The organism is Methylophaga sp. UBA3603 (assembly GCF_002375335.1).
GTDB lineage: Bacteria > Pseudomonadota > Gammaproteobacteria > Nitrosococcales > Methylophagaceae > Methylophaga.
In genome coordinates this window covers 95,260-116,530 of record NZ_DFMC01000009.1, presented here as the reverse complement: position 1 = coordinate 116,530, position 21,271 = coordinate 95,260, and the positions used below count along the sequence as shown (strand labels likewise).

Here is a 21,271-nt window from a genome sequence, read left to right as displayed (position 1 = left end):
TTATTTATCTGAAGTATCTTTTAAGCCAATGGTCAGATTGAATACCGGCGTATCAGCGGTGTGATCATAACGATCACTGACAAAATAGCCTTCTCGTTCAAACTGGAAAACAGTTTCCGGTTCACAATTCACAATGGCCGGTTCGGCAATTGCTTTAATGACCTTTAACGAATCGGGGTTCACATCATCAAGATAGTTACCCGTTGCTTTTCCGGGTGCTTCCGCCAAAAACAATCTGTCGTATAAACGCAACTCGACTTCTTTGCCTTCTGTGGCTGAAACCCAGTGAATCACGCCACGTGGTTTCATCTCAGGGGGCGGATTTTGGCCGACAGTATCGGGCACTAATGAGGCAATCACTTCAATGATTTCACCGTTATCATCCTTGATAACATCATCAGCCTTAATGACATAAGCACCACGTAACCGCACATAATCACCAATCACCAGACGCTTGAACTTTTTCCGGCTCAAACTGGTGTCTTCGGTAAAGTCGCTGGCATCAATAAAAATTTCTTTGGTGAACGGCAATGCACGCTGTCCCATGGCTTCCTGTTGCGGATGGTTCGCGACTTCCAGCCATTCAACGCTTTCAGCAGCATTAGAGATGGTCACCTTCAGAGGAGTCAAAACACACATGGCACGTGCTGCGTTTTCATTTAAATCTTTGCGGATCTCAAATTCCAGCTGGGCAATATCAACAATACCATCTGTTTTGGCCACGGCCAGATCGTCACAAAAAGCGCGCAACGCCGCAGCCGAATAACCGCGCCGTCTCATACCTGAAATGGTTGGCATTCTGGGATCATTCCAGCCAGCAACTATTTGCTCATCGACCAGTTGTTTTAAATTGCGCTTACTGGTCACCGTATAGTTCAGATTGAGACGGCCAAACTCATACTGCTTTGGTTTTGAAGGAACGGGCAGATTTGCAATAAACCACTCATACAACGGACGATGGTCCTGAAATTCCAGCGTACAGATACTGTGGGTGACGCCTTCAATTGCATCGCCTTGCCCGTGGGCAAAATCATAACTGGGATAAATACACCATTTGTCACCGGTTTGATGGTGCGATTTCTTGCGAATACGATAAAGAATCGGATCACGCAGGTTCATATTGGGCGAAGCCATATCGATTTTTGCGCGCAACACACAAAAACCTTCAGCAAAATCGCCTTGCCGCATTTTTTCAAATAAAGTGAGATTTTCTTCTACGCTGCGATCACGAAATGGCGATTCTTTACCCGGCTTGGTCGCCCAGCCACGGTATTCACTAGCTTGTTCAGCGGTGAGATCACAAACATAGGCTTTGCCTTGCTTGATCAGATGGACAGCCCAATCATAAAACTGCTCAAAATAGCTTGATGCATAACGTACGTCACCCGCCCACTTAAAGCCCAGCCACTGGACATCTTCCATGATGGCTTCAATGTATTCCTGCTCTTCTTTGGCTGGATTAGTATCATCAAAGCGTAAATGACAATCACCGCCGAATTCCTCAGCCAAACCGAAGTTCAGGCAAATAGACTTGGCATGACCAATATGCAAGTATCCATTGGGCTCAGGGGGAAAGCGAGTAACGACTTTTCCGGCGACCCTGCCAGAATCAATATCTTCCTGAATAATGGGACGTATAAAATTATGATTGGCAGCAGATTCTGACATAGTGAATGTTTACAGTTAAATGTGAACGCGCATTATACGCTGTCAGCAGCGTCGGGTGACAGTGCTGTTTAGGTATGTTGGATCTGAAAAGGTCTTTAATTGTCTTCACCTGAATTGCTTTGATGCTCTATCATGATGGTTTTTGCAATTTTTGGACAAGCTACCATGAAATTACTCTATCGCCATCTGGCCCCCCTGTTTTTTGCTTCGTTTTCGCTGGCTGCCCACGCGGAAGGCGGCGGCGCACAACCCAAAGTGAAACTCAGCACTAATCATGGCGATATTGTTATCGCACTGAATGCTGATAAAGCACCGGAAACCGTTAAAAACTTTATTCAATATGTTGAATCCGGTTTTTACGATGGCACTATTTTCCATCGTGTCATTGAAAATTTTATGATTCAGGGTGGTGGATTTGATGAATCCTTCAAACAGAAAAAAACCGAAGCGTCCATCCAAAATGAAGCCGATAACGGCTTAAGCAATAAAAAGGGCACTGTCTCGATGGCGCGGACAGGTGATCCACATTCTGCTACGGCCCAGTTTTTTATTAATACCAAAGATAATGACTTTCTGGATCATCGCGATAAAACCATGCAGGATTGGGGTTATGCCGTATTTGGTGAAGTCATTGAAGGTATGGATGTGGTCGATGCAATTCGCAAAGTAAAAACTACTATGCGTGGTGGTCATCAGGATGTTCCTGCAGAAGCTGTAGTCATTGAAAAAGCGATTGTGGTCGAATAATTGATCCATCCAATTTAATGAAAACCCTGTTTATTTCAGATTTGCATCTTAGTCCTGACCAGCCGGAGCTTATCCGGCTGGCCACTGATTTTGTTGCCCAGCAGGTTAATGTCGATGCGTTTTATATAGTTGGAGATATTTTTAATACCTGGTTGGGAGATGATTTAGTCCCGACTGAGTTTGATCCGTTTATTCAGGCATTACAAAATCTTCAGCAACAAGGCAGCAAAATTTATCTGATGGTTGGCAATCGGGATTTTATGCTGGGTAAAGATTTTGCCCAACGGGTTGGAGGTACCTTACTGGATGATCCGGTCATGATTGATGTATACGGACATAAAATATTATTAATGCATGGGGACAGTTTGTGCACTGATGATGTGAGTTATCAACGTTACCGAAAAGTGGTGCGTAACCGCTGGTTACAAAAACTATTCCTGGCAATGCCCTTAAAGGTTCGCCAAGGAATTTCCGATAAAATCAAAGTCAAAAGCAAACAGCAGAAGCAGTACAAACAAGCTCAGATAATGGATGTTAATCCTGCATCTGTCAGACAGGTAATGCAGCAATACAATGCGACTCTACTGCTGCACGGTCACACTCACCGTCCCGCTATTCATACACTGCAATCTTCGCAAAATAATTCAAACTATCGAATCGTATTAGGGGATTGGCAACCTGATGCGAGTTATATTGAAATTACCCCTGAGAAAATACGCTTAGTCGATAAACGTTTGTCTGAGGGGCAATCTATACTCTCACTCAATTAGCCGAGATATTCATCCAGAATTTCACGCAATTTCTGCGGTGGCACATATCCGGGTAACATCTGACCATCTTCAAGGAAGATTGCCGGCGTACCACGCACTCCCAACTTGCTACCAATTTCAAACTGCTCGGCGACAGGATTGTTTTCACAGAGAGATGTTTTTTTCACTTCGCGCTGGGCTTTTGCATCCGTCATGGCTTTCTGCTGATCCTTGGCACACCAGACTTCAATTAATTTATTAGCTGATTCGGATTCTGCCCCCGCCCGAGGATAAGCCATATAACGAATGGTGATTCCCAAATCATTGTAGTCTTTGACCTGACGATGCAACTCACGGCAATAGCCACAATCAACATCGGTAAATACGGTAACAGTGTAGTCCGGCTTTTTGGCGGCAAAAATAATCAGATCATCTTCATCTACACGATCCAGTAAAGCCTTTTTCACTTCAATACGCCGTGCTTCTGTAATGTTTTCACGCGTTTCCAACGCCAGTAAATCACCTTGAATCAAAAATTGACCATCTGCTGTGAAGTAATAAATACGATCATCAATGACTGCTTCATATAAACCACTTTTGCCAACTGGTGATAGTGATTGCAATTGCATATCAGGTAATTGTTTATTAAGTTCAGCTTTGAGTTCTGTCATCTCATCTGCATGCGCCAGACTCATGCAAAGCAATAACGGCAACCATACCAATCGGCTTAAATTCATTTATTGGTTCTCTTAATCTCGAAAATTATTGAATTGCAACGGCATATCAATCGAATCATGACTTTTCAACAGTGCCATAACCTGTTGCAAATCATCACGTTTTTTGCCGGTTACTCTGACACTATCGCCCTGTACTGCTGCCTGAACTTTAATTTTGCTTTCTTTAATCAGTTTGACGATGGTGCGTGATAGATCTTTTTCGATGCCTTCACGAACCAGCACATCCTGCTTTCGCATCTTGCCATAACCCACAGGATCCTTAAGTTCAAGACAACTGATATCAATACCACGTTTCACCAGTTTCATTCTAAGAATATCGAGCAACTGATCTAATTGAAAATCACTGTTGGCAAACATGGTCAGTGTTTTGTCTGACTGCTCGACTTTGGCATCGGTTCCGCGGAAATCAAAGCGATTATCCAGTTCACGGTTTGCCTGATCAACCGCATTGGTCAGTTCATGCTTGTCTACTTCAGAAACAATATCAAATGAGGGCATCTAGCTTCTCCCAATCAAATTAAATTTTAGCCGGACAGTTTACCATCAGCTTTCATGGCAGCGGAAAATCAACCACGTGGATGATGCTGATTATGCATTTGCTGGAGTCTGGCTTTGGCAACATGGGTATAAATTTGGGTAGTGGATAAATCAGCATGGCCAAGTAAAAGCTGAACCACTCGTAAATCTGCTCCATGATTCAGCAAATGGGTGGCGAAAGCATGTCGTAACGTGTGTGGTGAAAGCGGCTTATCAATAAGCGCCAGTTTGGCGTAACGTTTGATAATGTACCAGAATGCCTGTCGGGTCATTGAATGTCCCCGCCGGGTTGGAAATAAATCATCCGTCACTTGACCTTGTAATAACTGAGGTCGACTTTCAAGCAAATACAATTGCAACCAGTCCAATGCCGTTTCGCCTAAAGGGACCAATCTTTCCTTATTGCCTTTACCAATGCAGCGTATTAAGCCCTGACGCATATTGAGTTGTTCAAAGGTTAAAGCCACCAGTTCAGATACCCGTAAGCCAGTGGCATAAAGTACTTCCAACATCGTTCTGTCGCGCATACCCAAGGCTGTCTCAGTATCTGGTTGCGCTAACAGATTGATAACATCTTCTTCTGACAAGCTTCCCGGCAATGATTTACCCAATCTCGGAGACTCAAGCATTGCGGTAGGATCTGAATCACGAATGGCTTCACGACATAAATAGCGGTAAAAACGGCGAAGGCTGGATAACAGGCGTGCATCGCTGCGTACCTTTTTACCCTCTCGCATTCGTTGCTGAAGATAGCGCTGAATATGTTCACGTTGCGCATTGGCCAATGTCACATCAAACGGCTGCAACCAACTGGCAAAAGCCACTAAATCATGTTGATAGGCCGTTACTGTATTATCGCTAAGCCCTGATTCAAGCCATAAAGAATCAAGAAAACTCTGTAAATGACGTTCGTGTTTATCAACAGCTTGTTTCATTGAATTGCTTCAGTTTGACTATAGTGCATGTCGATTTAACCGCATAAAAAAAGGACAAAGCTGAAAATCAACTTTGTCCCTTTTTCTGTAATAACGGATCAATCGATCCGCTGAATTACAATTTTTCTTTAATACGTGCCGCTTTACCAGTCAAATCACGCAAGTAGTAAAGTTTCGCACGGCGAACGTCACCACGGCGTTTCAATTCAACACTGGCGATGGTTGGGCTGTGAGCCTGGAAAACACGCTCAACACCAACACCGTTAGAGATTTTGCGAACAGTGAAAGCTGAATGCAAACCACGGTTACGTTTAGCGATAACAACGCCTTCAAAAGCCTGTTCACGTTCACGCTCACCTTCTTTAATACGAACCTTGACAACAACTGTGTCACCGGCAGAAAAATCCGGAATATCGGTTCTTAATTGTTCAGCGTTAAGCTGATCGATAATGTTACTCATTGTTTGCTCCCAACTAATCCTGCCCGCGCTCGGCAATAAATTCTTCCAATAAAGCAGCCTGTTCTGTTGATAATGTCATCGATTCCAACAAATCAGGTCGCCGTAACCATGTTCGTCCTAAGGACTGTTTGAGGCGCCACTGACGTATTGCCTCATGATTTCCACCTAACAGTACGGCTGGTACTGTCTGGCCATTTAACTGTTCCGGGCGGGTGTAATGTGGATGGTCCAGCAGACCACTCATAAACGAATCCTGCTCAGCAGATTCGGCATCACCCAACACCCCGGGTAATAAACGGGCAATACCATCAATCATCACCATGGCTGCCAGCTCACCCCCACTGAGGACATAGTCACCTATCGACCATTCCTCATCAATTTCCTGTTCAACCAGTCGCTCATCAATACCTTCGTAGCGACCGGCCAGCAAAATCATCGATCCACGTTTGGCCATTTCGCCTAACGCGTGCTGATTCAGCTTTTGTCCCTGTGGTGATAAATAAATGACTTTCACATCATCACCAAGTTGTTGTTTTGCTGTTTTAATCGCATCCAACAAAGGACTGACTTTCATTACCATTCCGGGACCACCACCATAAGGTCGGTCATCCACGGTTTGATGTTTGTCGGTTGTAAACTCTCGCGGGTTTAAATAACTCAGGCTTAATCTGCCCTGTTTTACCGCCCTGCCGGTTACACCATATTCTGTTATCGCCGCAAACATCTCCGGAAACAATGAGATTACTGACAGCTTCATTTTAGTTCATCAAAGATAGTCAGCTTGCCAATCGACCTGAATCTGCTTGTTTTCCAAATCAACTTTTAAAACAGTTCGATCCAGAACAAACGGAATCAGATACTCCGTATCTGGCTCTGTTCCACTTACCACCAGAACATCATTTGCACCTGTTTCTAACAGATGATCAACGATTCCCAGTTTTTCATTTTCAGCATTAATAACTGTCAGGCCAACCAAGTCAGCCCAGTAAAACTCATCTTCATCAGTTTCCAGCAATTGTGAACGTTTTATCGCCAGTTCTGAACCAATCAATGTCATGGCCTGATTTCGGTCAGTGACCTTCTCCAGACTCATCACAACCGCCTTACCCTGTAACTGACCACCATTCACTTCGATTGGTATCCAATCTCCATGACGATGCACATAAAGCGGTTTATATTCCAGAATGTTGTCGCGAGGGTCGGTATATGAAAAAACTTTAACCCAACCCTTTACGCCGAAAACACCTGATATTTTCCCTACCGGGATGTATTCGCTGGCATCAGCCATCACGAGACTCCCGGATAGAAATTAAGCAGACTTTTGTGCTTGCTTGATCAGCTGGGCAACACGCTCAGAGGTTTGTGCACCTTGGCTGATCCAATGTTTAACGCGCTCTAAATCAATGCGTAGCTCTTCTTCCTGGCCTTTAGCAATCGGGTTAAAGAACCCCAGACGCTCGATGTAACGACCATCACGTTTACTACGTGAATCTGTTACGACAATGCCGTAAAAAGGACGCTTTTTTGCGCCGCCGCGTGTCATTCTGATTGTTACCATAAACCTACCCGTTGAAAATCTGGATGGAAAAATAGAGTTATTTTACGCACTTATCCAAGGTTTGCAAAGCTGTAAATGCGATTGTGTTAAAAAGGCATGCCACCGCCGCCCATTGGCAGTTTTCCACCAAGGCCGCGCATCATTTTAGCCATACCACCTTTCTGTCCCATTTTCTTCATCATTTTCTGCATTTGTGAGAACTGTTTCAGTAGGCGGTTAACATCCTGGATCTGTGTGCCAGAGCCAGCTGCAATACGTTTTTTCCTGGAGCCTTTGATTAATTCAGGACGACGCCGCTCTTTCGGAGTCATTGAATTGATCATCGCTTCCATTCTGACCAGTTCTTTATCATTGGCCTGATTTTTAACGGCATCTGGAATTTGTCCCATTCCAGGCAACTTATCCATCAATGTGCCAATGCCGCCCATTTTGCTCATTTGCTGTAGTTGATCGCGAAAATCTTCAAGGTCAAAACCTTTGCCTTTCTTGAGTTTGTTAGCGAGTTTTTCAGCTGAGTCGGTATCAATTTTGCGTTGTGCTTCTTCGACCAGAGAAAGTACGTCGCCCATTCCCAAAATTCGCGAAACAATACGATCAGGATGAAACACTTCCAGCGCAGTAGTCTTTTCACCGACCCCCATAAATTTAATGGGCTTACCGGTGATATGCCGAATGGATAAGGCCGCACCACCTCGTGCATCACCATCGGTTTTAGTCAGAATCACACCGGTCAGTGGCAATGCTTCATTAAATGCCTTGGCGGTATTTGCCGCATCCTGACCAGTCATGCTATCAACTGTAAATAAGGTTTCAGTTGGATTAATTGCTGCGTGGATGCGTTTAATTTCGCCCATCATGTCGTCATCAATGTGCAGCCGACCAGCCGTATCAATAATGACTACATCAACATATTCTAGTTTTGCTTGTGCCACTGCAGCCTGAGCGATTGCTACCGGATCCTGACTGGCATCACTGGGAAAAAACTTGGCTTCAACATCACTTGCCAACGTTTTAAGCTGCTCAATCGCGGCTGGACGATAAACGTCAGCACTGGCGACCATCACCGATTTTTTTTGTCTTTCTTTCAGAAAACGGGCCAGTTTGGCCACACTGGTTGTTTTACCGGCACCTTGTAAGCCTGCCATCAAAATAACAACCGGCGGCTGACTATTCAGATTAAGACTATTGTCTTCATCGCCCATAACGGCGACCAGTTCGTCGTTAACTATTTTGACGAAAACCTGGCCAGGACTGAGGCTGCGCATCACATCCTGTCCCATTGCCCGTTCTTTTACTCTATCAATAAATTCACGAACAACCGCTAAAGCAACGTCGGCTTCAAGCAGAGCCATACGCACTTCACGTAAAGTTTCTTTAATATTATCTTCGGTGATTCGACCCTGACCACGTAATTTTTTGAGGCTGCCGGCGAGTCTGTCACTTAGGCTGTCAAACATAATGTATCCTGCATCGTTTCGTTACTGAAAAATCAGTACTATTTGGATAGGGTCTGTTTATTTTCAGAAGCATATGAAAGTTAAACAGACTCTAGATATTGCATTATAACTGATATGATATCCGGTGAAGCAGTTTACCGTTTATGATTAAGCTTGAAGGTTTAACTGGATAATCATTATTGGAACTTAAGGATCTCCCCTCATGGCCATTGCCAACGCATTAGCCTTTCTACTGTATTTAAGTAGCAGCGTTATTTTGATCCGAGACTTTGTCAAACGCGATCATAACGCCAATAAACTTGCCTTACCGATAGGCATATTGACCACTTTAGCGCTGTTATTTCATGCTGCAGATATTTATTTCACCATGAAATTTGCTCAAGGCTGGGATCTCAGTCTGATGAGCATGTTATCTATCGCAGCCTGGTTAATGGCATTTATCGCGATGTTAGCCGGTTTGCGATCTCCCGTAGCCCATCCTGGAATTGTAGTATATCCACTGGTCGCCTTATGTTTAATGTTCAGGGTCGAGGCTCCGGGTAGTAGCCAACAAACTCTTAGTGATCCCGCTTTGGAATGGCATATTTTATTATCACTTACAGCATATGCTCTGCTGGCACTTGCTGCTATGCAATCGATCATCCTGGCGATTCAGGAAAAACAGTTACGTAATAAACATGCCGGCGGCTGGGTCCGTAAACTGCCTCCACTGCAGACAATGGAAAAGACATTATTTCAATTACTTTATGCCGGCTTCATTTTACTGACGTTGGGTCTGATTACTGGATTTCTGTTTGTTGATAATTTCGTCGCTCAGCATCTGGCCCATAAAACCGTTTTTTCAATTATCGCCTGGCTGGTTTTTGCAGGATTGCTATGGGGCCGTAAACAGTATGGCTGGCGAAGCCAGACAGCGGTTAAATGGACTTTATCCGGTTTTGGTTTTTTATTGCTGGCATATGTTGGCAGCAAACTTGTTATTGAATTTTTGATTAAAAGTTAACTGATGGAAGATATTTCTTTAATTGGCCTGTTTATAATTCTGTTTTGTCTATTAGTGTTGTCGGCGTTTTTTTCAAGTTCCGAAACAGCATTGATGTCATTAAATCGCTATCGATTAAAACATCTTGCTCAACAAGGACATCGCGGCGCAATGATTGCCAGCAGTTTGCTAGCCAGACCTGACCGTTTGATTGGCCTCATCCTGCTGGGCAATAACTTTGTGAATATTTTTGCCTCAGCTATTGCTACCGTCATTGGAATTAAACTGCTGGGTGAGAACGGTATTGTGGTAGCAACCTTCACCTTAACGTTGGTCATCTTGTTATTTGCTGAGGTCACCCCCAAAACGCTTGCAGCCTTACACCCCGAGCGAGTCGCTTACCCTGCCAGTTTTGTATTAAAGCCATTATTATTCTTTTTGTATCCCTTGGTATGGTTTACCAGTGCGATTACTAACCGATTGCTGAGCCTATTTGGTGTGTCTCGTGAAGATGCGACGTCTACGGCTATTAACATAGAAGAATTAAGGGTGGCGCTGATGGAAGCAGGCAGTATGATCCCAAACCGCCACAAAGATATGCTAATGAGCATTCTGGATCTGGAGCAGGTTACGGTAAACGATGTAATGGTGCCGCGTAATGAAATTGAAGGTATCGACATCAATCAGCCATTTGCTGAAATTGTAAAGCAGCTTTCACATTGTGGTTACACCAGGTTGCCAGTCTACCGCGACAGTATGGATAACATTGTTGGTATCTTGCATGTACGCAAGGCATTAAATCTGATGACTCAGGACAACCTGAATCAACAAACCTTTGAGAGTATTGTAAAAGAAGCTTATTTCGTTCCAGAGGACACACCTCTGAATACTCAGCTGATTCAGTTTCAGCGTAAATTGCGTCGCACAGGTCTTGTAGTGGATGAATACGGCGATTTACTGGGTTTGATTACATTAGAAGATATTTTTCGGGAGATTGTGGGGGAGTTTACCGCCAATACCATTGATGATGAAAAGGAAATTCATCCACAAAGTGATGGCAGTTATCTGATTAATGGCTCAGCCAATATCCGTGAATTGAATCGAACACTGGATTGGCTATTACCAACCGATGGTCCTAAAACGATCAACGGCCTGGTGCTGGAACATCTGGAAAGCATTCCTGATCCCGGGGTAAGTTTGCGTATTGATGATTACATTATCGAGGTGATTCAAACCGCAGATAATGCCATCAGAACTGTGCGACTACGGCAATTGCAGCCTTCCAAACCAACAGCTGAGACGGAGCAAAGTTAAATTGGCTAATCTGCAGATACGATGCTTCGGCTTCACTGACGCAGATCATCAACAGCTGCAAGCCCTGTTATCGCAGTACAACTCATCATTAAACCACCAATGGCAAATAAGTCGTTTAGGTCATGCTGTTTTGTATTTTTATAACGTTGATAACGCGGAAGGTTTAAAAAGCTGGCAGCAACGTGATGTCGAACTGCTGAATATATACTGTAGCCGGCGCAAAACCACTCATCAGCAAAACTTGCTGCAGATAAAATTACCCTTAACCAGCAGTAATTTATTTTCCCTGTTCGCTTTTGCTGAAAGACATTTTGCTCAATCAAGAAAATTATCCGCTAAAGGGTTTCATTTTCTGCAATCACCGGCAAAAGTGATTAATCCCCGTTTATTCAGTATGTGGCTTGGTAATGCTCTCTTACGTAACCAGTCCAAACCAGCTGCCGATCTCCCCAAACTAAATTTATTGATCTCTGTCGTAACGGATGAACGACGAGGTGACATTATTACTGATCCTGCTTTATTAAAAACCTGGTTATCCCAACTTACCGATGATTTATCTCAACGCCTGTCAATTTTGTTAGCAAATCTGCAGGCAATCAAACATCACCATATCTCTGAAACTCGACAGATAAATCTTTTGGATGTCTATTTCCACGAACTCAAACGTCTTTTACTGACCCGTGACAGCAAAGTTATCGCCGCAGAGTCCAGCCTGAAAAGACCCGCTCAAAAAAACCTGAGCAATTTCAGTCAGACCATACGCTGCCTCGCTGAGTTATATTTCAACCTGGCTGACAAACATTATCAACGTGGTGAACGGCCTGCAAATTCCCCCCGTTTTCTATTCTGTTTGAATCGTGGCAGCGAATTAATTTCGTTACAGATTCTGCATGCTTATCTGTATTACAGAGCTGCACCAAAGGATTGCTGGTTACAATTAAACCAATTATTGATATATCTTGAAAAGGCAAAAGCTCTGCAGCAGGAGCCGGATGTTTCGCCACTTGGCAGCAGTGATAATTTTGAGCATATATATAAGCGTATTGCACTAACAGCCATTGCAGATCCCTACAGCTTGTCTAAATACTCCGTCATTCGCCTTTACTCAATGATAGCGGAGGTCGTTAATAAGGCTGTGATTACCGATATCCCCCCTCAACAACAAGTTCTGGAAAATGCTTTTTTATTAACCGGATATTTTTGTGTTGAAGCAGAACAAGATCAAGCGCCAAAAGCCTTGTCGAAAACACCACAATTAACACGCCAGGCGTCTGATAACCGCATGCTACAAACTCAGGATGTTTTAACCATCCTCGGACAAAAACTTATTCTATCCAACAAGCGGGAAAATGCTTTGGATTTGCAACTGATTCGACAGGTAATGCCCCAACTTGCAGCCAATTACCAACGACAATCCCCCAGAAAACAGTTAATTGATAACGGTTCTGTAGAAATCGTCCACGGTTACGACAATATTGTGGATTTTCTTAATGGGGCTTCCAGTAACAGCATGCAGGCAAAAGTGCTGAACGACTCCGAACATGGCAGCTTATTGCTTATCAATAAATGCGAAGACACGATTGATGTAAACGAACTGGTTTTACTGAAACTGCAAAATAAATTGCAATTAGCAACTATTTGCTGGTTCTGTAACGATTGGCAGAACAACGCTCAGGCAGGTCTAAGCTTAATAGAAGGTACGCCGGAAGTTGTAACCTGCCAGCCAATACCCGGAAATTTCCTCTATCCAGGGATACAACTCAACACACAGCCCCCGGCACTTATTACCCAAAAAGGGGTCTTTAGTCCTAAACGCCAACTGACAATATCTAACTCCAAAGAGGCTTCAATCAATGCTGAAACCAAAGACCTGTTTTCAGCGACATTGGACTATGAACGTTTCACCTATATTGTCAAAGCCGGTTCATAAACCCTGTCAAATGACTTATCATCTTGGCAATACACCCATCTAAAGTACAGGATAAAAGCATGCGCACCTTTATCAAAGTGATTATTGCAATAATCATCATCGCTATTGCTGCTCTCGCAGCACTTCCCTTCATTATCGATCCAAATGACTATAAAGATGAGATTGCAGCGCAGGTTGAAAAAACCACAGGGCGTAAATTGACTTTGCAAGGTGATATCGAGCTATCGGTGTTTCCCTGGATAGCTTTAGAACTCGGACCATTATCACTTAGCAATGCCAGTGGCTTTAAAGCCGAATCTTTTGCCAGCGTCGAAGCTGCCGAAATTCGCATTAAACTGATGCCTCTGCTGAAAAAACAGCTGGAAATGGACACCATTGTGCTCGACGGTCTGTTGCTGAATCTGGAGACCAATAAAGAAGGTGTGACCAACTGGGATGATCTGACAAAAACCAGTGATGAAGTAGAACAACCCCCTTCAGCTGAATCTGACAGCGTTTCGGACGAGCCATCCAGTGGATTATCTGCAGTAAAAATTGCCGGCATTAAACTAACCAATGCCAATGTATTGTGGTCTGATGCCAGCAAAGATGAAAACTTCCAGTTACGTAATCTTAATCTGGAGACCGATCCTCTGGCTCCCGGCGATCCCACTTCACTTACAACGTCGTTTGATTTGATCAGCAGTAAGCCTGAAGTCAAAGCACATATCGAACTTGAGAGTAAGGTAATCGTCGATCTTGAAAAGCAGATCTACGCACTGGAGTCACTGAAGCTCAATACCGTTGCCAATAGTTCTGCAATGCCATTGCAACAGGCTAATCTGGACCTTCAAGCTGACATTCATGCCAACATGGCGAGTGAATTGGTGACAATCCAAAATTTAGCAATTAATTTACAAGCTACCGGATCTGAACAAAATATCGACGCCAATATAGAGGGTTTAATCGAAGCCAATCTGGCATCGCAACAACACAGCATTACAAATCTTGTTATCAGCGCGGATATTGAAGATAAAAATCTACCCGGTGGCAAAAGCAAACTGGATGTCACAAGCAACCTCATAGCTAATCTCGCAGATGAAACATTGCAGGTTAATGATCTTGCCATCAAATTTGCAGATCTGACGATGAATGGACGAATACTGGCGGAGAAAATCCTGTCTGATGATCTGGCATATAATGGCAATATCCAGGTGAAACCTTTCAACCTGCGTAAATTAGCCGAAGATTTAAAAATTGAACTGCCTGAAATGGCCGATAATAGTACATTGGAACTGGTTCAGCTGAGTAGTGAAATCAGTGGCAGCAAACAATCGCTTAATACCAAAGATTTACAATTGACCCTGGATCAAAGTCAATTAACCGGTCAATTTGGTATCAACAATTTCGAAAAACCCGCTTACACATTTAATCTGATGCTGGATCAAATTGATGCTGATCGCTATTTACCACCAGCGAAAGAAGAAGTTGAGGATAAAACGGCTAAAGAAGTTTCTACACCTGCTTCATCTGCAGCCGGCGGCTCCAGTGAATTACCATTGGAAACACTGCGGGACATCAACGCCAAAGGCAGTTTGAAAATTGGCAAACTCAAAGTCAGTGGCATTAACAGTGAAAACATTGTCATTACTATTGATGCAAAAGATGGTCTGATCAAACTGAGTCCCCTGGCTGCAGAGTTATATCAGGGAAAGTATCAAGGTAATGTCAATCTTGATGCCCGTGGTGACAATTTGAAGCTTGCAGTAGATGAAAACCTGCAAGGGGTTCAGGCCGGTCCCCTATTAAAAGATCTGACCGGTAATGATCGTATTGCCGGCACAGCAAATGCCAATGTAAAGCTCAATGGCAGTGGTAAAGATATTGATGCCATCAAACAAAGTCTGAACGGTAATGGTGCATTTTCTTTTACGGATGGCGCATTAAAAGGCATTAATATTGCCGAAGCCATTCGCCAGGCTAAGGCTGTTCTGTCCGGACAAAAAGCTGCAGAGACTAACGAACCGGTGCAAACTGATTTCAGCAGCCTGAAAGGCACATTCACCGCCAATGAAGGCATCGTAAATAATCAGGACCTTGAGTTAATGTCTCCATTATTGCGAGTCACCGGTGCGGGTGATATTGATCTCCCCAGAGAAGTCATTGATTATGCTGTTCGCGTTTCAATCGTCGGTTCAGCTGAAGGCCAGGGAGGCAAAACTCTTGAAGATCTGAAAGGGATTACCATTCCGGTAAAAATTACCGGCAGTTTTGATAATCCAAGACCCAAAGTGGATTTGGCCTCTGTCTTAAAAGAACAGGCCACTGGTGAAATTAAAGCCAAAGCTGAAGAAAAACTAAAAGAAAAACTGGGTGATGAGCTTGGTGGATTACTGGGTAAGAAACTGGGTGGCGATTCAAAATCTTCAACTTCTGATGAAACTACTGAAGAGCCTGCTACCGATGAGCAAACATCCGATGAGGCAGACTCTGCAGATGAACCCTCAGAAGAGGACTTGTTGAAGGAAAAACTGAAAAGTTTATTCTAGGCCGTGTTCACAAAGGAACATGGCCTGATTCTATTTTGACTAACAGCTTCAGTGAACGTTTATTAGCCTGGTATGACCATCACGGTCGTAAGGATTTGCCATGGCAGCAAAAACCATCGGCTTATCATGTATGGCTTTCTGAAGTGATGCTTCAGCAAACTCAGGTTGCTACCGTTATTCCGTATTACCAGCGTTTTATTGATCGTTTCCCGGACATTAACGCTCTGGCAGATGCCCATATAGATGATGTCCTCGGCTTATGGTCAGGGCTTGGATATTATGCCCGTGGACGAAATCTGCATAAGGCAGCTGTTCAGATGCAACAGCATCATGACGCAAAGGTGCCAGAGGATTTTCAGGCGCTTTTGGATTTGCCAGGAATTGGTCGTTCTACTGCCGGAGCCATTATGGCGCTGGCCTTTCATCAGCGCTATCCGATTCTGGATGGCAACGTAAAACGCGTTTTGGCGCGATATGATGCCATTAATGTCTGGCCAGGTGAGAAACACGTAGAAGCTGCAATGTGGCAGCGAGCCGAGACATTATTGCCCGAACATCGCATTGCTAATTATATTCAGGCACAAATGGACCTGGGAGCCACCTTGTGCACCCGCAGTCGCCCAGCCTGCCAGCAATGCCCTCTTCAAACTGATTGCCAGGCTTTTGCATCCGGTGAGCCGACTTTATTCCCGGTACGTAAAGCTAAAAAAATCCAACCTGTACGTCAGACCAACTGGTTTATCTATATAGATCAAAATAACCACATATTATTGGAACAACGTCCGCAAAATGGCATATGGGGGGGGCTATGGAGTTTTCCAGAGGGTAAAACTGCAGAGGCACCAGATAACCGTTTGCCGATAAAAAATACCTTACTGGAATCGTCATTGCCTGAAATCAAACATGTTTTCAGTCACTTCAAATTAACTATAACCCCTTATTTGTTTACTGCTGAGCCAATCCACCTTGTGGCTGAGAATAATAGACATATCTGGGTTAAAATAGATCAGGCGTTAACTTTGGGCTTACCTGCTCCGGTTAAACAATTAATTCAATTTTTATCATCAACCGAGAGGATGCTATGACACGTACTGTGCATTGTGTAAAACTCAACAAAGAAGCAGAGGCACTCGATTTTCCCCCTTATCCTGGTGAACTGGGGAAAAAAATCTATGAAACAGTCTCTAAAGAAGCCTGGCAAATGTGGGTAGCGCATCAAACCATGTTAATTAATGAGTATCGTTTATCATTGGCTGATCCAAAATCCCAGACTTTTCTGAGAACCGAATTAGAGAAATTTTTCTTTGGAGACGGTTCTGAAAAGCCAGCTGATTTCAAGCCGGTTTAGCCTATGTTAAAGGCAAAATCGCGCATTTTATCCGCTTTTACAGCTGCCAAACTGAGATTCAGAATAGTTATTAAAAATGAATTTTTTGAATACTGCCTTACCGGTAAACATAATAGATTCAACGGTTAAGCGTTTTTTTTCCGCTTTCTTAACGTGTTTTTTAAGCAAAAAAAAAGTTGTTATGGTCAAAATAAATGTGACTTTTTGTTAAATTTTGGGCGTACAATGCGATTAACCCCTTTTTTAAGGGGTAGTGTAAGCTGACTTAGGAGTTAAGTTAGCAGAAGATTTAAGATATTGAGGTTGATATGGCAGAGCAAGTTACAGGCACAGTGAAATGGTTCAATGACGCAAAAGGATTCGGTTTTATTGAACGCGCCGATGGTCCAGATGTATTTGTACATCACAGCGCGATTAAATCAGATGGTTTTAGAACTCTGAAAGAAGGCCAAGCTGTCACTATGGAAGTGACACAGGGTCAAAAAGGTCCACAAGCGGAAAACGTTGTCCCTAGCTGATAACCAGATCCGATAGACATGAAAAGCCGGTTAAGCAATTAACCGGCTTTTTTTTGTGCGTTATTCCAATTGATAATAATGGATAACTTGACGCTTATAGAGTCATACAGGCACTATCGAAGCTGAACAGGTAAGGATTTACAGCATGAAATTTTCAGTAATGGTTACTTCGGCACTTTTTATATTTTTTTTAATGGCAACATCACCCAGCCATGCTGACTGGAAAAAATTCCTCGAAGACTTCAGTAAATCTGGTACTACCGCGCTGGGCACATCGGAAGACACGGATTTAAGTTCTGACACGATTGCCAACGGCCTAAAAGAAGCGTTAGAAGTCGGCACCAGAAAAGCTGTCGAAAATGTCAGTAAAGAGGGAGGTTATCTAAACAACCCGAAAATCCACATTCCATTACCTCCTCGCGTACAACAAGCAGCTGGATTAATGCGTCAGCTGGGCCTGAATAAAATGGCAGATGATTTTGAACAAAGTATCAATCGGGCGGCAGAAAAAGCCGCACCACAGGCAACCTCAATCATGATCGATGCTATTAAAAGTATGACCATTGACGATGCCCGTAATATTTTGAATGGCGAGAATGATGCTGCCACACGGTTTTTTGAAGATCGTACTCGTGGCAAGCTCGCTGACTTATTTGAGCCTGTAATCGATACATCATTGAATGAAGTGGGTGCAACCCGCTATTACAATCAGCTAAACGATAAACTCAGTTCAGTGCCTGTAGTAGGTCAGGAGTTGGATATGGATCTGCAGGATTATGTAACTGACCAAGCGCTCAATGGATTGTTTGTTATGTTAGCAGAGGAGGAGCAAAAAATCCGTGACAATCCTGCGGCACGTACTTCGGAGATTTTGCAGCAGGTTTTTGGCAAATAAATAGTTTTTTTACTACTCAGTAAAAGCGCTATGTACTAAAATAAACACAATAAAAATAAGGGAAACAACATGGCAAGAAATCACAACCTGAATCTCGCAAGTCAAGGCACCTCATTAAAAGCACTTTTTACCGGTTATTTGGTTGTGGTGGCAGTAGGTTACCTGATGGCAATTGTGCAAATTCAGCTTACCCATGGTCTGGCTGACGGTAAATATGGTCTCTCAGTTGATGATATCGTTTACAGCTATTACGGAAACAGAACTAATTCACTGCTCGAAAATAAACTGCATGGTTCGATGAAACCGATGGCAACCGACGATGAACGTGAAAAAATCATTAGTTGGGTACATGCTGGAGCAACAGAAGAAGCCTATGAAAATGACGGCATCAGACAGATTTTTGATGCCAAATGTATTATCTGTCATAACGCTGAAGCTGGTGGTGCCGTTCCAGACTATTCCGATTTCAAACAGATAAAAGAACGTGCTGTCGTTGATACCGGTGCCAGTATTGCATCACTTGCCCGTGTTTCGCATATTCACTTATTTGGTATCGCCTTTATCTTTATGTTTGTTGGCTTGATATTCAGTTTGGCAGCAGGTGTACCTAAACCTTTGAAAGTTATCGTCATTTCCATGCCATATATCTTTTTGTTAATCGATATCAGCGCCTGGTGGTTGACTAAACTGCATCCTAATTTTGCCTGGTTCGTTATCATTGGTGGTGGCGCAATGGCATTATCATTTGCATTTATGTGGGTGGTATCCATGTATGAAATGTGGATCTTGCCACGCATCCGCGAAGATAATCGTGATGCGTTATTAGACGAATAAAATAACAAAAAAGAGCCGCTGTCTTGTTACCAGGACAGCGGCTTTTTTATTTTAGGGCTTGTTTATCTTTCATCTCCGCCTCTGGTGTGAGCTGAAAAAGCGTCAATCAAGGCACGAGGAGCGCCTTTTGTGAGATACATCCATGTATCTCCCCCATTGGCTTGCGTCTGTAAATTTCAGATTAGGCGTTTTGCAACGCTTCCAGTTCTGCCCATTTATCAAAGGCTGCTTCCAGAGATTTTTCTAACTCTGCCATCTGTGTTTGAACTTGTTTAATCTTATTAGCATCCTGCTGATAAAAATCAGCTGCTGCCATTTTTTCTGTTAACGCCGCAATTTGTTGCTCCAGTCGTTCAATCTCTAGCGGCAACGCTTTCAAATCCAGTTGCTGCTGATACGTTAGTGTCGACTTTTTCTTAACCGATTTTGCAGCAGAAGCAGGTTCAAGTTTGGCTGCAGGCTTTTCCTGTTTAACAGTCTTTTGGCGTTGTGCCAGCCAATCATCATAACCACCAACATATTCACGGACCTGTTTATCTTCATCGAATACGATACAACTGGTCACCACATTATTCAGAAAGCTTCGATCATGGCTGACCAACAGCATGGTGCCGGTAAAGCCCAGCAACAAGTCTTCCAGCAATTCCAGCGTTTCCGCATCCAGATCATTGGTTGGCTCATCCAAAACCAATAAATTGGCTGGCTGAGTAAATAATTTTGCCAGTAAGAGACGGTTACGCTCACCGCCAGACAAGGCTTTTACCGGTGTTCTTGCACGATCTGGGGTGAACAGGAAATCTTGCAGATAACCAATCACATGTTTAGGACTGCCATTAATTTCAACAAAGTCTCTACCCTGCCCGACGTTATCTACAACACTGGCCTCTTCATCCAACTGGCTACGTAATTGATCAAAATACGCCACTTGCAGATTAGTACCTAAGCGCACCGTACCCGATTGAGGTTCAGCCCGACCCAGTAGAATCGACAGCAACGTACTTTTACCACAGCCATTGGGTCCGATAATACCAATGCGATCACCGCGCTGAATGACCGTTGAGAAATCTTTGAATAACTGTCGGCCATCAAAGGCCTGACTGATATTCTCAACTTCGACCACCAGCTTGCCACTCCGATCGCCTTCCTGGATCTTCATCGACACATTGCCTAACACCTCACGGCGTTGACCACGTTCCCGGCGCAGCTTCTCCAACGCTCTCACCCGTCCTTCATTACGTGTGCGACGTGCTTTGATGCCCTGACGAATCCAAACTTCTTCCTGAGCCAGTTTTTTATCAAACTGTGCATTTTGCTCTGCTTCGGCCGACAGTAAAGCTTCACGTTTCTCCAGAAAGCTTTTGTAATCACCCGGGAAACTCACCAGTTGCCCACGATCCAACTGCACAATACGGGTGGCCAAGGCCTGTAAAAAGCTGCGGTCATGTGTAATGAACAATAAGGTACCACCATAACTTTTCAGAAAACCTTCTAGCCAGGTGATAGAACTGATATCCAGATGGTTGGTTGGCTCATCCAGTAATAAAATATCCGGTTGGCGTACCAGTGCCTGAGCCAGGAGAACCCGTCTTTTCATCCCGCCGGATAAACTGGAAAACTCAACATCTGCATCCAGCGATAAACGGGAAATGACGGTTTCAACCTGCTGTTCCAGACTCCAGCCATCCACTGCTTCGAGTTTATGTTGAGCTTTTTCCAGCTTGTTGAGGATTTGTTCACTGCTATCGTGTTCGAGTTGCTGAACAATATGGTGATATTCCACTAGCAGAGGCCCAACTTCGCCCAGTCCGGCAGCGACAACATCAAACACACTGCCAGCCGTGCCAGCCGGTACTTCCTGCTCCAGCCGGGCAATTTTCAATTCTTGCAAGCCCACCATCTCACCACCATCAGGGGTGATCTCTCCCGCAATGACTTTCATCAAGGTGGATTTACCAGCGCCGTTACGGCCAACCAGACAAACCCGTTCACCTTTATCGAGCTGAAAGTCGACTTTATCAAGTAAATTTGGGCCACCATAACTGACGGTCAGCTGTTTTAAAGACAATAATGCCAC

General features: G+C 43.8%; 21 protein-coding genes. 11 read left to right on the top strand and 10 right to left on the bottom strand.

From position 1 onward, the window contains the following. A complete protein-coding gene (locus B4F66_RS07770) occupies positions 1–1,668 on the bottom strand; it encodes a glutamine--tRNA ligase/YqeY domain fusion protein (RefSeq protein WP_292357927.1) in 1,668 nt (555 codons plus the stop codon). 165 nt (positions 1,669–1,833) lie between these two features. Here B4F66_RS07770 and B4F66_RS07765 point away from each other — a divergent pair, with 165 nt between their 5' ends. Continuing rightward, complete coding sequence (locus B4F66_RS07765) at positions 1,834–2,415, top strand: peptidylprolyl isomerase (RefSeq protein ID WP_292357925.1); 582 nt, start codon at positions 1,834–1,836, stop codon at positions 2,413–2,415. 17 nt (positions 2,416–2,432) lie between these two features. After that, positions 2,433–3,185 carry a UDP-2,3-diacylglucosamine diphosphatase gene (locus B4F66_RS07760; RefSeq protein ID WP_292357924.1) on the top strand — a complete coding sequence of 251 codons (753 nt, stop codon included), beginning with the start codon at positions 2,433–2,435 and terminating at the stop codon, positions 3,183–3,185. Here B4F66_RS07760 and B4F66_RS07755 read toward each other — a convergent pair. The 8 genes from B4F66_RS07755 to ffh form a co-directional block, all read right to left on the bottom strand. Continuing rightward, positions 3,182–3,901: a thioredoxin fold domain-containing protein gene (locus tag B4F66_RS07755; protein ID WP_292357922.1), complete on the bottom strand. Its 720-nt coding sequence runs from the start codon at positions 3,899–3,901 to the stop codon at positions 3,182–3,184. The two genes, B4F66_RS07760 and B4F66_RS07755, sit on opposite strands and share 4 nt — an antisense overlap. A gap of 12 nt (positions 3,902–3,913) precedes the next feature. Next, the gene (locus tag B4F66_RS07750) at positions 3,914–4,399 is read right to left on the bottom strand and encodes a YajQ family cyclic di-GMP-binding protein (RefSeq protein WP_014706277.1); all 486 of its coding nucleotides are present in this window, start codon (positions 4,397–4,399) and stop codon (positions 3,914–3,916) included. A 68-nt stretch (positions 4,400–4,467) separates the two neighbouring features. Beyond that, positions 4,468–5,373, bottom strand: a complete 906-nt coding sequence (gene xerD, locus B4F66_RS07745; RefSeq protein ID WP_292357919.1) for a site-specific tyrosine recombinase XerD — start codon at positions 5,371–5,373, stop codon at positions 4,468–4,470. Between the two features lie 115 nt (positions 5,374–5,488). Further along, positions 5,489–5,833 (bottom strand): 50S ribosomal protein L19, encoded by a 345-nt coding sequence (rplS, locus tag B4F66_RS07740; RefSeq protein WP_292357917.1) that lies wholly within the window; start codon positions 5,831–5,833, stop codon positions 5,489–5,491. Positions 5,834–5,846: 13 nt separating this feature from the next. Beyond that, the gene (trmD, locus tag B4F66_RS07735) at positions 5,847–6,590 is read right to left on the bottom strand and encodes a tRNA (guanosine(37)-N1)-methyltransferase TrmD (RefSeq protein WP_292357915.1); all 744 of its coding nucleotides are present in this window, start codon (positions 6,588–6,590) and stop codon (positions 5,847–5,849) included. Between the two features lie 9 nt (positions 6,591–6,599). Continuing rightward, positions 6,600–7,121: a ribosome maturation factor RimM gene (gene rimM / locus B4F66_RS07730; protein ID WP_104934432.1), complete on the bottom strand. Its 522-nt coding sequence runs from the start codon at positions 7,119–7,121 to the stop codon at positions 6,600–6,602. Between the two features lie 21 nt (positions 7,122–7,142). Then, complete coding sequence (gene rpsP / locus B4F66_RS07725; protein WP_292357911.1) at positions 7,143–7,391, bottom strand: 30S ribosomal protein S16; 249 nt, start codon at positions 7,389–7,391, stop codon at positions 7,143–7,145. Between the two features lie 86 nt (positions 7,392–7,477). Beyond that, complete coding sequence (gene ffh / locus B4F66_RS07720) at positions 7,478–8,848, bottom strand: signal recognition particle protein (protein ID WP_292357909.1); 1,371 nt, start codon at positions 8,846–8,848, stop codon at positions 7,478–7,480. A 202-nt stretch (positions 8,849–9,050) separates the two neighbouring features. On the opposite strand from ffh, the gene B4F66_RS07715 reads away from it, so the two are divergent. The 9 genes from B4F66_RS07715 (at position 9,051) to B4F66_RS07675 (ending at position 19,197) form a co-directional block, all read left to right on the top strand. Beyond that, on the top strand, positions 9,051–9,851 hold the full coding sequence (locus B4F66_RS07715) for a cytochrome C assembly family protein (RefSeq protein WP_292357907.1): 801 nt from the start codon (positions 9,051–9,053) through the stop codon (positions 9,849–9,851). Further along, a complete protein-coding gene (locus tag B4F66_RS07710; protein ID WP_292358136.1) occupies positions 9,852–11,144 on the top strand; it encodes an HlyC/CorC family transporter in 1,293 nt (430 codons plus the stop codon). Between the two features lies 1 nt (position 11,145). Beyond that, positions 11,146–13,074 carry a cyclic-di-GMP receptor FimW-related protein gene (locus B4F66_RS07705; protein ID WP_292357905.1) on the top strand — a complete coding sequence of 643 codons (1,929 nt, stop codon included), beginning with the start codon at positions 11,146–11,148 and terminating at the stop codon, positions 13,072–13,074. 59 nt (positions 13,075–13,133) lie between these two features. Continuing rightward, positions 13,134–15,602 (top strand): AsmA family protein, encoded by a 2,469-nt coding sequence (locus B4F66_RS07700; protein WP_292357903.1) that lies wholly within the window; start codon positions 13,134–13,136, stop codon positions 15,600–15,602. A 35-nt stretch (positions 15,603–15,637) separates the two neighbouring features. Continuing rightward, positions 15,638–16,687 (top strand): A/G-specific adenine glycosylase, encoded by a 1,050-nt coding sequence (gene mutY, locus B4F66_RS07695; RefSeq protein WP_292357901.1) that lies wholly within the window; start codon positions 15,638–15,640, stop codon positions 16,685–16,687. Further along, positions 16,684–16,950 (top strand): oxidative damage protection protein, encoded by a 267-nt coding sequence (locus B4F66_RS07690; RefSeq protein WP_292357899.1) that lies wholly within the window; start codon positions 16,684–16,686, stop codon positions 16,948–16,950. The genes mutY and B4F66_RS07690 overlap by 4 nt, the downstream gene beginning before the upstream one ends. Positions 16,951–17,258: 308 nt before the next feature. Continuing rightward, positions 17,259–17,468, top strand: coding sequence for a cold-shock protein (locus tag B4F66_RS07685; protein ID WP_014706264.1), 210 nt, complete (start codon positions 17,259–17,261; stop codon positions 17,466–17,468). 145 nt (positions 17,469–17,613) lie between these two features. Beyond that, positions 17,614–18,363 carry a DUF4197 domain-containing protein gene (locus B4F66_RS07680; protein ID WP_292357896.1) on the top strand — a complete coding sequence of 250 codons (750 nt, stop codon included), beginning with the start codon at positions 17,614–17,616 and terminating at the stop codon, positions 18,361–18,363. Positions 18,364–18,432: 69 nt separating this feature from the next. Further along, positions 18,433–19,197, top strand: coding sequence for an Aq_1264-related membrane protein (locus tag B4F66_RS07675; RefSeq protein ID WP_292357894.1), 765 nt, complete (start codon positions 18,433–18,435; stop codon positions 19,195–19,197). Positions 19,198–19,378: 181 nt separating this feature from the next. On the opposite strand, the gene uup is transcribed toward B4F66_RS07675, so the two are convergent. After that, the gene (uup, locus tag B4F66_RS07670) at positions 19,379–21,271 is read right to left on the bottom strand and encodes an ATP-binding cassette ATPase Uup (protein WP_292357892.1); all 1,893 of its coding nucleotides are present in this window, start codon (positions 21,269–21,271) and stop codon (positions 19,379–19,381) included.

Excerpts from the sequence above, each read along its gene's own strand:
- xerD (WP_292357919.1), bottom strand. The coding sequence starts at position 5,373 with ATGAAACAAGCTGTTGATAAACACGAACGTCATTTACAGAGTTTTCTT.
- B4F66_RS07675 (WP_292357894.1), top strand. The coding sequence starts at position 18,433 with ATGGCAAGAAATCACAACCTGAATCTCGCAAGTCAAGGCACCTCATTA.
- rplS (WP_292357917.1), bottom strand. The coding sequence starts at position 5,833 with ATGAGTAACATTATCGATCAGCTTAACGCTGAACAATTAAGAACCGAT.
- B4F66_RS07680 (WP_292357896.1), top strand. The coding sequence starts at position 17,614 with ATGAAATTTTCAGTAATGGTTACTTCGGCACTTTTTATATTTTTTTTA.
- B4F66_RS07765 (WP_292357925.1), top strand. The coding sequence starts at position 1,834 with ATGAAATTACTCTATCGCCATCTGGCCCCCCTGTTTTTTGCTTCGTTT.
- B4F66_RS07760 (WP_292357924.1), top strand. The coding sequence starts at position 2,433 with ATGAAAACCCTGTTTATTTCAGATTTGCATCTTAGTCCTGACCAGCCG.
- B4F66_RS07715 (WP_292357907.1), top strand. The coding sequence starts at position 9,051 with ATGGCCATTGCCAACGCATTAGCCTTTCTACTGTATTTAAGTAGCAGC.
- ffh (WP_292357909.1), bottom strand. The coding sequence starts at position 8,848 with ATGTTTGACAGCCTAAGTGACAGACTCGCCGGCAGCCTCAAAAAATTA.
- B4F66_RS07770 (WP_292357927.1), bottom strand. The coding sequence starts at position 1,668 with ATGTCAGAATCTGCTGCCAATCATAATTTTATACGTCCCATTATTCAG.
- B4F66_RS07700 (WP_292357903.1), top strand. The coding sequence starts at position 13,134 with ATGCGCACCTTTATCAAAGTGATTATTGCAATAATCATCATCGCTATT.
- B4F66_RS07750 (WP_014706277.1), bottom strand. The coding sequence starts at position 4,399 with ATGCCCTCATTTGATATTGTTTCTGAAGTAGACAAGCATGAACTGACC.
- rimM (WP_104934432.1), bottom strand. The coding sequence starts at position 7,121 with ATGGCTGATGCCAGCGAATACATCCCGGTAGGGAAAATATCAGGTGTT.
- trmD (WP_292357915.1), bottom strand. The coding sequence starts at position 6,590 with ATGAAGCTGTCAGTAATCTCATTGTTTCCGGAGATGTTTGCGGCGATA.
- B4F66_RS07755 (WP_292357922.1), bottom strand. The coding sequence starts at position 3,901 with ATGAATTTAAGCCGATTGGTATGGTTGCCGTTATTGCTTTGCATGAGT.
- rpsP (WP_292357911.1), bottom strand. The coding sequence starts at position 7,391 with ATGGTAACAATCAGAATGACACGCGGCGGCGCAAAAAAGCGTCCTTTT.
- B4F66_RS07690 (WP_292357899.1), top strand. The coding sequence starts at position 16,684 with ATGACACGTACTGTGCATTGTGTAAAACTCAACAAAGAAGCAGAGGCA.
- B4F66_RS07685 (WP_014706264.1), top strand. The coding sequence starts at position 17,259 with ATGGCAGAGCAAGTTACAGGCACAGTGAAATGGTTCAATGACGCAAAA.